Below are 14,776 nucleotides of genomic sequence, written 5' to 3'. Positions count from 1 at the left end.
CGCTCGCCGGCGGCGCAGTCGGGTCGTGAATTTAAGTCGAAATTACCGGGGAACCAGAATCAGGCGCTGGTCCTGGCCGACCTGGCGACGGTCCCGCACCTGCCATTGTACTTTATCCGCCATGGATTCCAGCGGCAGGTGAGCCGTCGGTCGCCCGGTGCTGCCCAGGAACACCGGTGCCTGATAGAGCCAGAGCTCATCCACCAGCCGCTCCTGGATAAAGGTACCGGCCAGCGTCGGGCCAGCCTCCACCAACAGATCGTTGATCCCCAGTTCGCCCAGGGCATCCAGGGTCTCCCCCAGATCGATGCCGTTATCCTGCCAGGCCACCCCGTTGACGCTGATACCCAACGCCGCCAGATCCTGGGCCGGCGCGGTGGCCAACGCCTCCGACGAACAGAACAGCCGCACATCGCCGCCGCGAAGGATCTTGGCATAAGCCGGGGTGCGAGCATCCCGGTCGGCAATCACCCGCAAGGGCTGACGCGCAGGCTCGGTAGCTTCGCCGATGTCGCCCAGCTCGCTGCGACGGACGGTCAGCGAGGGGTCGTCGGCCAGCACCGTGCCCACCCCGGTCAGGATCGCATCGCTGATGGCCCGCAGGCGCTGGACGTCACGCCTGGCCTCGGGGCCAGTAATCCACTGGCTCTCTCCAGACGCCATGGCGGTGCGACCATCGAGGCTGGCCGCCATCTTGACCCGCACAAACGGCCGCCCAGTACGCATGCGCTTCATGAAGCCAGGGTTGAGCTTGGCGGCCTCCTCCGCGAGCAGCCCGACGGTGACCCTGATGCCCGCCTCCCGCAGCATGTCCAGGCCACGGCCGGAGACGGCGGGGTTAGGGTCTTCGGTGGCCGCGATCACCCGGGCCACACCGGCATCGATCAGCGCCCGGGCACACGGCGGGGTGCGGCCGAAATGGCTGCAGGGCTCCAGGGTGACGTAGGCGGTGGCACCCCGGGCCTCCCGCCCCGCCCGGCTGAGGGCGTGCACCTCGGCATGGGCCTCGCCGGCTCGCTCGTGCCAGCCTTCTCCCAGAACCTCACCCTCTCTGGCAATCACGCATCCCACCCGGGGATTGGGGTGGGTCGAGTAGCGGCCCCGCCAGGCCAACTGGATGGCCCGCGCCATCAGGGCGGTGTCCCGGGCATCCATCATGCTTTGTCTTTGGCCGACTGGTTGCCGGCCAGGGCCTTGGCCACATCGACGGGATCGGCGCCATCCCCGTTGCTGGCCAACCGCTCGATTTCTTCCTTGAATTCGTTGATGTCCTGAAAACTGCGATAGACCGATGCAAAGCGGACGTAGGCCACCTTGTCCAGTTGCCGCAGCTCGGTCATCACTTCCTCGCCCAGCTGCATGGATTTGACCTCACGTTCACCGGTGGCCCGCAGCCGGAACTTGATGCGGTTGAGCGCAGCCTCGATCTCCTCGATGCTGACCGGACGCTTCTCCAGGGCTTTCATGATGCCGGAACGCAGCTTGTCTTCATCGAACGGCTGCCGCGTGCCATCCTGCTTCACCACCCGGGGCATCACCAGTTCGGCAGACTCGAAGGTGGTAAAGCGCTCACGACAGGACAGGCACTCCCTTCTGCGGCGCACCTGGTCGCCTTCCGCTACCAGACGCGAATCGATCACCTTGGTATCGGCTTCACCACAGAATGGACAGTGCATGACTCTCAGCTCCCTCGGGCAAGAGGGCGGGCCCGGCCCGCCCCTCGGCAATCGGACTTAACCGGCGTAGACCGGGAAACGCGCGCACAGGGCTTCCACCTGTTCACGGACCCGTTCAATCACCGCATCGTCTTCCAGATTATCCAGAATATCGCACATCCAGCCCGCCAGCTCGCGACACTCCACTGCGCCAAAGCCGCGGGTGGTCACCGCCGGGGTACCGATGCGCAGACCGGAGGTCACAAACGGGGAGCGCGGATCGTTGGGTACCGCGTTCTTGTTGACGGTAATGCTGGCCCGACCCAGGGCGGCGTCCGCGTCCTTACCGGTGATGTCCTGCTTAATCAGGCTCACCAGGAACAGGTGGTTGGTGGTGCCGCCGGAGACCACGTCGTAACCGCGGGCCACGAACACCTCGGCCATAGCTTTGGCGTTTTTCACCACCTGCTGCTGATAGGCCTTGAACTCATCGCTCATGGCCTCCTTGAAACACACCGCCTTAGCGGCAACCACGTGCATCAACGGGCCACCCTGGCCGCCGGGGAACACGGCGGAATTGAGCTTCTTCTGGATGCCCTCGTCGTCGCAAGCCAGAATCAGTCCGCCCCGGGGACCGCGCAGGGTCTTGTGGGTGGTGGTGCTCACCACGTGGGCATGGGGAACCGGGTCCGGGTAGACGCCGGCTGCCACCAGGCCGGCGACGTGGGCCATGTCCACGAACAGGTAGGCGCCAACCTTGTCGGCGATTTCCCGGAAGCGGGCAAAGTCCAGGGCCTGGGAGTAGGCCGAGAAGCCGGCAATGATCATCTTCGGCTTGTGCTCAACCGCCAGGGCTTCCACCTCGTCGTAGTCGATGAGGCCGGTTTCCGGGTTCAGGCCGTACTGAACCGCGTTGTAGATCTTGCCGGAAAAGTTAACGCTGGCGCCGTGCGTCAGGTGACCGCCGTGGGCCAGGCTCATCCCCAGCACTGTGTCACCCGGCTTGACCAGGGCCATGAACACCGCCGAGTTGGCCTGGGAACCGGAATGCGGCTGGACGTTGGCGTAGGCGGCACCGAACAGCTCCTTGGCACGATCAATGGCCAGTTGCTCCACCACATCCACGTACTCGCAACCACCGTAATAGCGCTTGCCGGGATACCCTTCCGCGTATTTGTTGGTCAGGTCGCTGCCCTGGGCTTCCATTACCCGCGGGCTGGTGTAGTTTTCCGACGCGATCAGCTCAATGTGAGCTTCCTGGCGCTTGCTCTCCGCCTGCATGGCGTTCCAGATCTCGTCGTCAAAGCCGGCGATTTTCATATCACGATTAAACATGGATGCGCTGCCTCTGTGTGCTGCGTCTGCCCTGCAGACAAATTAAAAAGCGGGTCGGGAACCGCAAACCCGGATAACTCGGGCACCGGTTGCAGCTCCCTGGAAAAAGGTCGGCTATTCTATCGCATTCCGGCTGCTAAAATCACCTTTTCGCCCCTTCAGACCTGCCCGCCGGGAGGGAGTTTCCCTCATTGCCTTCGCAGGACGCATTCGCTACCTTACAACCCTGATTTCAGACCCGGAGCCAGACGCCCGCAACCTTTTTCGCAGCCCGGAACTTGCCCGCGTCTACCGACCGGCTCCACAACCCAGAGGAATCCGCCAGTTATGGCCCAGTACGTATACACCATGAACCGCGTGGGCAAGGTTGTACCGCCCAAGCGAGAAATCCTCAAAGACATTTCCCTGAGCTTCTTCCCCGGTGCCAAGATCGGGGTGCTCGGCCTCAACGGCGCCGGTAAGTCCACCCTGCTGCGCATCATGGCGGGCGTCGATCAGGACTTTATCGGCGAAGCTCGTCCACAACCTGGCATCAACGTGGGCTACCTGCCCCAGGAACCGGAACTGGATGACAGCAAGACGGTAAAGCAGATCGTCGACGAGGCGATGTCCGGGGTGCACGACGCCCTGGCCGAGCTGGACCAGGTCTATGCTGCCTATGCCGAGCCGGACGCGGATTTCGACGCCCTGGCCAAGAAGCAGGGCGAGCTGGAAGCCTACATCCAGGCCACTGACGGCCACGATATCGAGCGCAAAATGGAAGTGGCGGCGGATGCGCTGCGCCTGCCGCCCTGGGACCAGAATGTCAAGAACCTGTCCGGGGGTGAACGCCGCCGGGTGGCGCTGTGCCGCCTGCTCCTGTCCGGCCCGGACATGCTGCTGCTGGACGAGCCCACCAACCACCTGGACGCGGAATCCGTTGCCTGGCTGGAGCGCTTCCTGCACGACTACAACGGCACTGTGGTGGCCATCACCCACGACCGTTACTTCCTCGACAACGTGGCCGGCTGGATCCTCGAGCTGGACCGTGGTCAGGGCATCCCCTACGAAGGTAACTACAGCCAGTGGCTGGAAGCCAAGGAGAAGCGCCTGGAGATGGAGGCCAAGCAGGAGGCCGCCCACCAGAAGGCCGTCAAACACGAGCTGGAGTGGGTGCGCAGCAACGCCAAGGGCCGCCAGTCCAAGAGCAAGGCTCGCCTGGCCCGGTTCGAGGAGATGAGCTCCCAGGAGTTCCAGAAGCGCAACGAGACCAACGAACTGTACATTCCGCCCGGACCGCGCCTGGGGGACAAAGTCATCGAGGTGGACGGCATCAGCAAGTCCTTCGATGACCGGCTGCTGTACGAGGACGTCTCCTTCCGCGTCCCGCCCGGCGCCATCGTCGGCATCATCGGTGGTAACGGTGCCGGTAAGTCCACCCTGTTCCGGATGATTGCCGGCAAGGACCAGCCCGACAACGGCACCATCACCGTCGGCGAGACCGTGGAGCTGGCGTATGTCGACCAGATGCGCGACCTCGATGGCGACAAGACGGTGTGGGAAGAGCTCAGCGATGGCCAGGACATCATCAAGGTGGGCAACTACGAGACGCCGTCCCGGGCCTATGTCGGCCGGTTCAACTTCAAGGGCACCGACCAGCAGAAACGCGTCGGCGACCTGTCCGGGGGTGAGCGCAACCGCCTGCACCTGGCCAAGTTGCTGAAGGAAGGCGGCAACGTATTGATGCTGGACGAACCCACCAACGACCTGGACGTGGAAACCCTGCGCGCCCTGGAAGAGGCGCTGCTGAACTTCCCCGGCTCCGCGCTGGTGATTTCCCACGACCGCTGGTTCCTGGACCGGGTGGCCACCCACATCCTGGCGTTCGAGGACGACGGCGAGGTGGTCTACTTCGAGGGCAACTTCAGCGAGTACGACGAGGACCTCAAGAAGCGCAAGGGCGATTCCGCCATGGTGCCCAAGCGCATGAAGTACAAGAAACTGGCGTAAGCGGGAATGGCCAAGACCAAGACCGCCTATGTCTGCACCGAGTGCGGTGCGGACTACTCCAAATGGATGGGCCAGTGCACGGCCTGCCAGGCCTGGAATACCGTCAGCGAAGTGCGCGGCGTGTCCGGCAACGGCAAGGCCAGCCGGGGCGCCCGTTTCGACGGCTTTGCCGGTAGCCTGACCGAGGTCCAGACCCTGGACTCGGTCAGCCTCACTGAACAGAGCCGGATCAGTTCCGGCATGCAGGAGCTGGACCGGGTGCTGGGCGGCGGCCTGGTGGAGGGCTCCGCCATCCTGATGGGGGGGCACCCCGGCGCCGGCAAGAGCACCCTGCTGCTGCAGACCGTCTGTCACCTGGCCGCCCAGGTTCCCGCCCTGTACGTCACCGGCGAGGAATCGCTGCAGCAAGTGGCCATGCGGGCCCAGCGCCTGGGACTGGCGACCCGGGACCTGAAGATCCTGTCGGAAACCAGCGTCGAGCGCATCGTCCAGATCGTCGAGCGGGAACAGCCCCGTATCCTGGTGGTGGACAGTATCCAGGTGATGCACGTCAGCGACATCGAGTCGGCGCCGGGCAGCGTGTCCCAGGTTCGCGAGAGTGCTGCCTTCCTGACCCGCATGGCCAAGCAGACCGGCACCATCCTGTTTTTGGTGGGCCATGTCACCAAGGACGGCAGCCTGGCCGGCCCCAAGGTGCTGGAGCACATGATCGACTGCTCCATTCTGCTGGAGGGCTCCAGTGACAGCCGTTACCGCACCCTGCGAGGCATCAAGAATCGCTTCGGAGCGGTCAACGAGCTGGGGGTGTTCGCCATGCTGGAACAGGGCCTGAAAGAGGTGAAAAACCCCAGCGCCATCTTTCTCAACCGGGGCGAAGACGCCGCACCGGGCAGCGTGGTGATGGTGGTCTGGGAAGGCACCCGGCCCATGCTGATCGAGATCCAGGCACTGGTGGACATGGCCCAGGGCGGTTATCCCCGCCGGGTAGCGGTGGGTCTGGACCAGAACCGGCTGTCCATGCTGCTGGCGGTGCTGCACCGCCATGGCGGTTTGCACGTGACTGACCAGGATGTGTTCGTCAACGTGGTAGGTGGGGTCAAGGTCAATGAGACCAGCGCCGACCTGGCCCTGCTGGCCTCGGTGGTGTCGTCTTTCCGCGACCGCGCCCTGCCCCAAGACCTGGTGATCTTCGGCGAGGTGGGGCTGTCCGGCGAGATCCGCCCGGTACCCAGCGGCCAGGAGCGGGTGTACGAGGCGTCCAAACACGGCTTCACCCGGGCCCTGGTACCGAAGGCCAACGTGCCCCGCAAGCCCATCGACAACCTGACCGTGATTCCGGTCAGCAAACTCAGCGACGCCCTGGACGCCCTGGCGGATCTGTAACCTCAATCCTCGATGAGGTGGCCCAGCTCCCGCTCCAGCAACGCCTGATCCCCCAGGTTCAATTCCACCAGCCGTCTGAGGTGCGTCGCACTGTCCAGGTCAATGTACTGGCACTTGAAGCCCAGGCGATCACCTTCCACGTGACTGAGCTGCACCGCCATGACAATGCCGGTTTGCCGATCATCCAGGTGAACCACCACTTCGCAGGGGTCGTTCAGCGGCACATCCCAGCCGTCCGGCATTTCCAACAGCAGGCCTCGCAGCGAGATGTCGAGCACATTGGTACGCCACACCTGATCCTGCCAGTGCACATCGCAGGGGGCATCGAACAGGATTCGGTGAAAGCGGCGTTTTTCATGGGTGGGACTGGACAAACGGCGGCTCCTGACTCATTCGGTCACATCGGTGCGTGACGGCTTTCCCTTGACTATAGCCGTCTGGGCCGCAGCGTTCCACATTGCCGTACCGCGAATGGTCAGCGGTGATACTCGGCGCTCAATTCCACCACGGCCTCGATGAACGCGCCGGCATGGGCGGGGTCGACATCCGGGGTGATGCCGTGACCCAGGTTGAAGATGTGGCCGGTGCCCCGACCAAACCGCGCCAGGATATCCGCCACTTCCTGACGGATGCGCGCCGGCGGCGCATAGAGCATGGCCGGGTCCATGTTGCCCTGCAGCGCCACCCGGTCGCCAACCCGGGCCCGGGCCTGACCGATGTCGGTGGTCCAGTCCAGCCCCAGGGCATCCGCGCCGGTGTCGGCCATGGCTTCCAGCCACTGCCCGCCGTTCTTGGTAAACAGAATCACCGGAACGCGCCGCCCCTCATGCTCACGGATCAACCCGTCGACGATCTTCTTCATGTACGCCAATGAGAATTCCTGGTACGCCCAGCTGCTCAAGGCACCGCCCCAGGTATCGAAAATTTGCACCGCCTGCGCCCCGGCACGAATCTGGCCATTAAGGTACTGGGTCACCGCCACCGCCAACTTGTCCAGCAACTGGTGCATGACCGCCGGCTCCGAGTACATCAGCTTCTTGGCTTCGCGGAAGTCCTTGGAGGAGCCGCCCTCCACCATGTAGGTCGCCAGGGTCCAGGGGCTGCCGGAAAACCCGATCAGCGGAACACGGCCATTCAGCGCCTTGCGGATGGTGGCCACGGCATTCATCACGTAGTCCAGGTCCACCTCGGCATTGAGCTCCGGCAATGCCGCGACATCGGCGGCATTGCGCACGGTCTGCCGGAACTTGGGTCCCTCCCCGGTCTCGAAGTACAGCCCCAGCCCCATGGCATCGGGGATGGTCAGGATATCGGAGAACAGGATGGCCGCATCCAGGGGATAACGCTCCAGCGGCTGCAGGGTAACCTCGCAGGCCAGCTCCGTGTTCTTGCACAGGCTGAGAAAATCCCCGGCCTTGGCACGGGTTGCCCGGTATTCCGGCAGGTAGCGACCGGCCTGACGCATCATCCAGACCGGGGTACGGTCTACCGGCTGGCGCTGCAGGGCTCGAAGGAAACGGTCATTTTTCAGCTCAGTCATAGGGCAATCCCGGCAATAAAAGTGAGGCCTGCAATGATAGCGATTCTGGCCCAAGAAAAAAGGGCGAAGCGCCGTTTGGTGCTTCGCCCTTTCGTCGATGTCCTGCTATACCGACCGGGGACGTATTTCAATTCTGCCCCCCGGTACAGCAACAACCCCGGAGTTAGACGTCGAGGTAATCCATAATGCCTTCAGCCGCCTGACGACCTTCCCAGATGGCGGTCACCACCAGATCGGAGCCACGCACCATGTCGCCGCCGGCGAAGATCTTCGGGTTGGTGGTCTGGAAGGCAAACTCGGCCTGTTCCGGGGCGGTGACGCGGCCGGAATCATCGGTGCCCACCTTCAACTCATCAAACCAGTCGGCAGGGCTCGGGCGGAAGCCGAAGGCCACCAGGACCGCATCCGCCGGGATCACCTCTTCGCTACCCGGGACCACTTCCGGACGGCGACGGCCGTTCTCATCCGGCGCGCCCAACTGGGTCTTCACCACCTTCACGCCCTCGACCCGGTCTTCGCCCAGAATGGCGATGGGCTGACGGTTGAACAGGAACTTGACGCCCTCTTCCTTGGCGTTGGCCACCTCGCGACGGGAGCCCGGCATGTTTTCCTCGTCCCGGCGATAGGCACAGGTCACGCTGGCCGCCTGCTGACGGATGGAGGTGCGGTTACAGTCCATGGCGGTATCACCACCGCCGAGCACCACTACCCGCTTGCCCTTCATGTCGATGAATTCGTCCGCGGACTTTTCGTAACCGAGACGCCGGTTGACGTTGGAGACCAGGAACGGCAGCGCATCGTACACCCCCGGCAGGTCCTCGCCCGGGAAGCCGCCCTTCATGTAGGTGTAGGTACCCATGCCCATGAACACCGCATCGTATTCATCGATGATGTCCTGCAGCTGGACGTCTGTGCCCACCTCGGTGCCGAGACGGAATTCCACGCCCATCTCCTCGAACACGTGACGACGACGGGTCATCACTGACTTCTCCAGCTTGAACTCGGGAATCCCGAAGGTCAGCAGGCCACCAATCTCGGGGTAGCGGTCGAAGACCACCGGCTTGACGCCGTTACGGACCAGGACGTCGGCACAGCCCAGACCGGCAGGGCCGGCGCCGATCACGGCCACCTTCTTATCGGTCCAGCGCACCTGGGACATGTCCGGCTTCCAGCCGAGCGCAAAGGCGGTGTCGGTGATGTACTTCTCCACCGAGCCGATGGTCACCGCGCCAAAACCATCGTTCAGGGTACAGGCGCCCTCACAGAGGCGGTCCTGCGGGCAAACCCGGCCACACACCTCGGGCAGGGAATTGGTCTGGTGACACAGATCGGCCGCCTTGAGCACGTTGCCTTCAGACACCAGCTTCAGCCAGTTGGGGATGTAGTTGTGAACCGGGCACTTCCACTCACAGTAGGGGTTGCCGCATTCCAGACAGCGGTGCGCCTGATTGGCGGCCTCTTCCGGCTTGAACGGCTCGTAGATCTCACCGAACTCCTTCTTGCGCTTCTTGGCCGGAACCTTGGTCGGGTCGATCCGCCCAACTTCTACAAACTGGAAGTCGTTACTCAAACGTTCTTTCATTTGGATGCTCTCATCAGCTCAATTTCGACGCGAGCTCTCAGCCCAAAACGTGGCTCCAAGCTCAAATTCAATCGGCGCGCCAGGCTGTACCGGCGCGCCGCCCCTTGCGGAATCCCGGTGTTATTCCGGGCGCGCGCGGGTATTGGCCAGCAGGCTCCGCAGGTTGGCAGCCTTGGGCTTCACCAACCAGAAACGGCCAATGTAGTCATCGAAATTGTCAAGAATGTTCTCAGCCCAGGCGCTACGGGTCTCGGCCACGTGCTCCCGGATCACACCACGCAGGTGGTTACGGTACGGTTCCATGTCTTCGCTGGAAATCCGCTGGATTTCCACCAGCTCGTGGTTGTACTTGTCCACGAAGGTGTTGTCCTGGTCCAGTACGTAGGCGAAACCACCGGTCATACCGGCACCGAAGTTGTGGCCGGTCGCCCCCAGCACGGTGATCAGGCCACCGGTCATGTACTCACAACAGTGGTCACCGGCACCTTCAACCACCGCGTGGGCGCCGGAGTTCCGCACCCCGAAACGCTCGCCGGCGGTCCCTGCGGCAAACAACTTGCCGCCGGTGGCGCCATACAGGCAGGTGTTGCCGACAATGGAGGTTTCCTGGGTCTGGAAACCGCTGCCTGCCGGCGGGCGCACCACCAGCTTGCCACCGGTCATGCCCTTACCGACGTAGTCGTTGGCGTCGCCTTCCAGGTTGAGGTTCAGGCCGCTGACGTTCCAGACACCAAAGCTCTGGCCGGCGGTGCCGGTCAGTTCCAGGGTAATGGGCGCGTCGGCCATGCCCTGATTGCCATGCTGGGCGGCGATCTCACCCGACAGGCGGGCGCCGATGGAGCGGTCGCAGTTGGTCACCCGGTAAGACCAGGTTCCGCCCTGCTTGTTGGCAATGGCCTCGGCCAGGTCGGCCACCATCTGCTCCGCCAGCTTGCCCTCGTCGAACGGCACATTGCGCTCAACCTGGCAGGTATGAGGCTTGTCCGCCGGGATCTGGTCATTGGACAGCAGCGACGACAGGTCCAGCTTCTGCTGACGCGGGGTATCACCCGGCAGGCGCTCCAGCAGGTCGACCCGACCCACCAGGTCCTCCAGGCTGCGCACGCCCAGCTTGGCCATCCACTCCCGGGTTTCTTCGGCCACGAAGCGGAAGAAGTTCATCGCCATCTCGACGGTGCCCTTGAAGTGCTCTTCCCGCAGGTGATCGTTCTGGGTCGCCACACCGGTCGCACAGTTGTTCAGGTGACAGATCCGCAGGTACTTACAGCCCAGCGCCACCATTGGGGTGGTGCCGAAACCGAAGCTTTCGGCCCCGAGGATGGCCGCCTTGACCACGTCCAGACCGGTCTTGATGCCGCCGTCGGTCTGCAGGCGGATCTTGCCGCGCAGGTCGTTGGCCCGCAGCGCCTGCTGGGTTTCGCTCAGGCCCAGCTCCCACGGGGAACCGGCATAGCGGATCGACGTCAGCGGGCTGGCCGCGGTACCGCCGTCGTAGCCGGACACGGTGATCAGGTCGGCGTAAGCCTTGGCCACACCGGCGGCGATGGTGCCCACGCCGGGCTCGGACACCAGTTTCACGGAGACCAGCGCCTGCGGATTGACCTGCTTGAGGTCGAAAATCAGCTGGGCCAGGTCCTCGATGGAGTAGATATCGTGGTGCGGCGGCGGCGAAATCAGGGTTACCCCCGGCACCGAGTAACGCAGGCGGGCAATCAGGTCGTTGACCTTGCCGCCTGGTAGCTGGCCACCCTCACCGGGCTTCGCGCCCTGGGCCACCTTGATCTGCATGACCTCGGCACTGCGCAGGTACTCGGCGGTCACCCCGAAGCGACCGGAGGCTACCTGCTTGATCTTGGAGCGACGCTCGGTGCCGTACCGGGCCGCGTCCTCGCCGCCCTCACCGGAGTTGGAACGCCCCCCCAGGGTGTTCATGGCCACCGCCAGGGCTTCGTGAGCCTCGGGCGAGAGGGCGCCGAGAGACATGGCCGCAGAGTCAAAGCGCGGGAAGATCGCCTCTGCCGGTTCCACTTCCGACAGGTCGATGGCCTGGGTGTCCTGACGGAACGTCAACAGGTCCCGCAGGGTCGCGACCGGCCGCTCATTCACCAGCGACGCGTATTCCTTGTATTGACCGTACTCACCGCTGGTTACCGCATCCTGCAGGGTACGTACCACGTCCGGGTTGAACGCGTGGTACTCCTGGCCGTGGATGTACTTCAGCAACCCGCCCTGGGAAATCGCCTTGCGACGCTTCCAGGCCACGGAGGCCAGCTGCTCCTGGTCCTGCTGGAAATCGTAGAAGCCCGCGCCCTGGATTCGGCTGGGCACCCCACGAAAACACAGGTCGACCACCTCGTCCGCCAGACCGATGGCCTCGAACAGCTGGGCACCGCGGTAGGAGGTGATGGTGGAGATCCCCATCTTGGACAGGATCTTCATCAGCCCCTTATTGATACCCTTGCGATAGTTGTTCTTCGCCTCAATCGGGTCCATCAGCAGTTCGCCGGTGCGGATCAGGTCATTGAGAACCTGATAAGCCAGGTACGGATAGACCGCTGTGGCACCAAAACCGAACAGTACCGCAAAGTGATGGGGATCCCGGGCCCAGCCGGTTTCCACGATCAAGTTGGAATCACAGCGCAGCCCTTGCTGGGTCAGGTGATGGTGCACCGCCGCCGTCGCCATCAGGGCGTTGACCGGCAGCTCGCCTTCTTTCAGGTCCTTGTCGGTGAGCACCAGCAGAACCTTGCCGTTACGGGCGGCCTGCTCGGCCTCGTCGCAGACATTGCGAATGGCCTGCTCCAGTCCGACTTCCGGGCGGTAGCTCAGGCGAATGCGCTCCACCTCGAAGCCCGGGCGATCGTTATTGACGACACGCAGGTACTTGGCCGGGGACAGCACCGGGGTGGACAGGATGATGCGATTGGCGTGCTCCGGCGTTTCCTCGAAGACGTTACGCTCGGCGCCCAGACAGGTTTCCAGCGACATGACGATCGCTTCCCGCAGGGGATCGATGGGCGGGTTGGTTACCTGGGCAAATTTCTGACGGAAGTAGTCGCCCACGTGGCGAACCCGGCTGGACAGCACCGCCATCGGGGTGTCGTCGCCCATGGAGCCCACCGCTTCCTGGCCGTTCTCCGCCAGCGGACGCAGCACCTGGTCACGCTCTTCGAAGGACACCATGAACATCTTCTGGTGGACCAGCAGCTCATCGGCGTCCATCAGCTTGAACTCGGGGGTCTGCTGATTCAGCGTCGCCTCGACCCGCAGGCCATTCTCCCGCAGCCACTGTTTGTAGGGCTGGGCTTTTTTCAGGCGGTCGTCGATGTCCCTGGTGTGCAGGACTTCGCCGGATTCGGTGTCGATGGCCAGCATCTGACCCGGTCCGACACGGCCCTTTGCCACCACGTCTTCCGGCTGGTAGCCGTAGGTGCCGATTTCCGAAGCCAGGGTGATGAAGTCGTCCTTGGTGATGACCCACCGGGCCGGACGCAAACCGTTGCGGTCCAGCATACAGACCGCGTAACGCCCGTCGGACAGCACCAGGCCGGCCGGGCCGTCCCAGGGCTCCATGTGCATGGAGTTGTACTCGTAGAAGGCCCGCAGGTCGGAATCCATGGTGTCGACGTTCTGCCAGGCCGGCGGGATCATCATCCGTGCGGCACGGAACAGGTCAACGCCACCGGCCAGCAACACTTCCAGCATGTTGTCCATGCTGGAGGAGTCGGAACCGGTCAGGTTCACCAGCGGTTGCAGGGTCTGCAGATCCGGCAGGTGCGGCGAGCTGAACTTGGCGGCCCGGGCCAGGGCCCAATTGCGGTTGCCCTCGACGGTATTGATCTCACCGTTGTGGGCCAGGAAACGGAACGGCTGGGCCAGCGGCCAACGGGGCATGGTGTTGGTGGAGAAACGCTGGTGGAAGACGCAGATGGCGGTTGCCAGGTCCGGGTCGCCCAGATCCTTGTAGAAGTTCGCCAGGTCCGCCGGCATCATCAACCCTTTGTAGGAGAGGGTCCGGTGGGACAGGCTGCAGATGTAAAACTCGGAGTCTTCCGCCATATCGCGCTCGGCGTGACGACGACCCACGAACAGACTGATGGCGAAATCACGCTCGGCCTTGCCGGCGGGCTCGACGAACACCTGCTCGATACGGGGCAGACAGTCCAGCGCCATCGGCCCGAGGCACTCGCTGTCGGTCGGCACGACCCGCCAGCCCATGATCTCCAGCCCCTGCTCGACCAGGCGCTTCTCGATGGCGGCGCGCCCGGCCGCGGCCTGGCTTTCATCCGGGTTCAGGAAGACCTGACCGACGGCAAACAGCTCGCCAGGCTCCTTGCCAAAGGCGGTCTGGGCCGCCTTGCGCAGGAAGGCATCCGGGCTCTGAATCAGTAGGCCACAACCATCGCCGGTCTTTCCGTCTGCAGCAATACCACCACGGTGGGTCATGCAGGTCAGAGACTCGATGGCAGTTTGCAACAACTTGTGGCTGGCCTCGCCCTTCATATGGGCAATCAGACCAAAGCCACAGTTGTCCCTGAATTCATCGGGATGATACAAACCTGTCATCATAAGCGTTCTCTCGCGTATAAATGCTTTTCAATCAGAGGGTTAGGCAACACTTAACAGCCTTTCCACCCTCTGACACTGAAAATGGGGGCTGGCTATTTTACACACGCACAATTACGTACTCAAATTGTGTTGCGGTTCGGCGGTAAACTCGGGGCAGCCGGGAATCGGCGCCAGCCCTTGTGCAATGCGCCCTGGAGGAGTTTTTATGGGGCTAGGGGGAAGCACTTCAGATATCGGCCAAAGTCCGAATCCAGGGCTCTTCCCTGCGAAGCTTGTCCGGTAATTGCTGCAGCGCGGAACGCGCCTCCGAGCGGTCAGCAAACTCCCCATAGAATACCACAAACCAGTCGCGACCACTGCGGCGGCTTCGGGTATAGCGCAGCTGCGGAACATCCTGGTGGATTTCCATGAATCGAATGGCGGTCTGCTCTTCGTAACCGGCAATGTATTGAGCGGTGAACCCAGAACGTTCCGACAGCTCCGCTCGAGAAACGAAGCGTTCCGGGCGGATTGGGACAAACCGGTCCGGAGCCTCGGCAGGGCCGTTCACCGGCGTCACCGAGACAGGCTCTGGCTCAGGCTCTAGCTCTGGTTCTGGTTCTGGTTCTGGTTCTGGTTCTGGTTCTGGTTCTGGTTCTGGTTCTGGTTCTGGTTCTGGTTCTGGTTCTGGTTCTGGTTCTGGTTCTGGTTCTGGTTCTGGTTCTGGTTCTGGTTCTGGTTCTG

Annotated in this window: 10 protein-coding genes; 2 read left to right on the top strand and 8 right to left on the bottom strand. The window is 63.2% G+C overall.

Going from position 1 to position 14,776, the window contains the following annotated elements:
- Window positions 1-42 precede the first annotated feature (42 nt).
- From ribD to glyA, 3 genes are read right to left on the bottom strand one after another with little or no spacing between them, the layout of a single operon-like run.
- Entirely contained in the window at window positions 43-1,158 is a 1,116-nt protein-coding gene (gene ribD, locus R3175_RS14415; RefSeq protein ID WP_318945021.1) for a bifunctional diaminohydroxyphosphoribosylaminopyrimidine deaminase/5-amino-6-(5-phosphoribosylamino)uracil reductase RibD, read from the bottom strand.
- On the bottom strand, window positions 1,155-1,676 hold the full coding sequence (gene nrdR, locus R3175_RS14410; protein WP_318945020.1) for a transcriptional regulator NrdR: 522 nt from the start codon (window positions 1,674-1,676) through the stop codon (window positions 1,155-1,157). Before nrdR ends, ribD begins: the two co-directional genes overlap by 4 nt.
- 57 nt (window positions 1,677-1,733) lie before the next feature.
- Window positions 1,734-2,990, bottom strand: a complete 1,257-nt coding sequence (gene glyA / locus R3175_RS14405; RefSeq protein ID WP_318945019.1) for a serine hydroxymethyltransferase — start codon at window positions 2,988-2,990, stop codon at window positions 1,734-1,736.
- A 327-nt stretch (window positions 2,991-3,317) separates the two neighbouring features.
- Between glyA and ettA the strand changes: the two genes are divergently transcribed.
- Both ettA and radA read left to right on the top strand, forming a co-directional pair.
- Complete coding sequence (gene ettA / locus R3175_RS14400) at window positions 3,318-4,979, top strand: energy-dependent translational throttle protein EttA (protein WP_318945018.1); 1,662 nt, start codon at window positions 3,318-3,320, stop codon at window positions 4,977-4,979.
- A gap of 6 nt (window positions 4,980-4,985) precedes the next feature.
- Entirely contained in the window at window positions 4,986-6,362 is a 1,377-nt protein-coding gene (gene radA / locus R3175_RS14395) for a DNA repair protein RadA (RefSeq protein WP_318945017.1), read from the top strand.
- Between the two features lie 2 nt (window positions 6,363-6,364).
- On the opposite strand, the gene R3175_RS14390 is transcribed toward radA, so the two are convergent.
- The 5 genes from R3175_RS14390 to R3175_RS14370 all read right to left on the bottom strand — a co-directional run bounded on the left by R3175_RS14390 (window position 6,365) and on the right by R3175_RS14370 (window position 14,603).
- Window positions 6,365-6,736 (bottom strand): PilZ domain-containing protein, encoded by a 372-nt coding sequence (locus R3175_RS14390; RefSeq protein ID WP_318945016.1) that lies wholly within the window; start codon window positions 6,734-6,736, stop codon window positions 6,365-6,367.
- Between the two features lie 101 nt (window positions 6,737-6,837).
- Entirely contained in the window at window positions 6,838-7,902 is a 1,065-nt protein-coding gene (gene hemE, locus R3175_RS14385; RefSeq protein WP_318945015.1) for a uroporphyrinogen decarboxylase, read from the bottom strand.
- 163 nt (window positions 7,903-8,065) lie between these two features.
- On the bottom strand, window positions 8,066-9,484 hold the full coding sequence (locus R3175_RS14380) for an FAD-dependent oxidoreductase (RefSeq protein WP_318945014.1): 1,419 nt from the start codon (window positions 9,482-9,484) through the stop codon (window positions 8,066-8,068).
- A gap of 120 nt (window positions 9,485-9,604) precedes the next feature.
- Window positions 9,605-14,053 (bottom strand): glutamate synthase large subunit, encoded by a 4,449-nt coding sequence (gene gltB / locus R3175_RS14375; RefSeq protein WP_318945013.1) that lies wholly within the window; start codon window positions 14,051-14,053, stop codon window positions 9,605-9,607.
- Window positions 14,054-14,279: 226 nt separating this feature from the next.
- On the bottom strand, window positions 14,280-14,603 hold the full coding sequence (locus R3175_RS14370; RefSeq protein ID WP_318945012.1) for an SPOR domain-containing protein: 324 nt from the start codon (window positions 14,601-14,603) through the stop codon (window positions 14,280-14,282).
- Between the last annotated feature and the right edge of the window lie 173 nt (window positions 14,604-14,776).

Origin of the sequence: Marinobacter sp. (assembly GCF_033722735.1) — a bacterium.
GTDB lineage: Bacteria > Pseudomonadota > Gammaproteobacteria > Pseudomonadales > Oleiphilaceae > Marinobacter.
The sequence above is the reverse complement of the archived record's forward strand: the minus strand, read 5'-3'. Positions and strand labels throughout refer to the sequence as shown.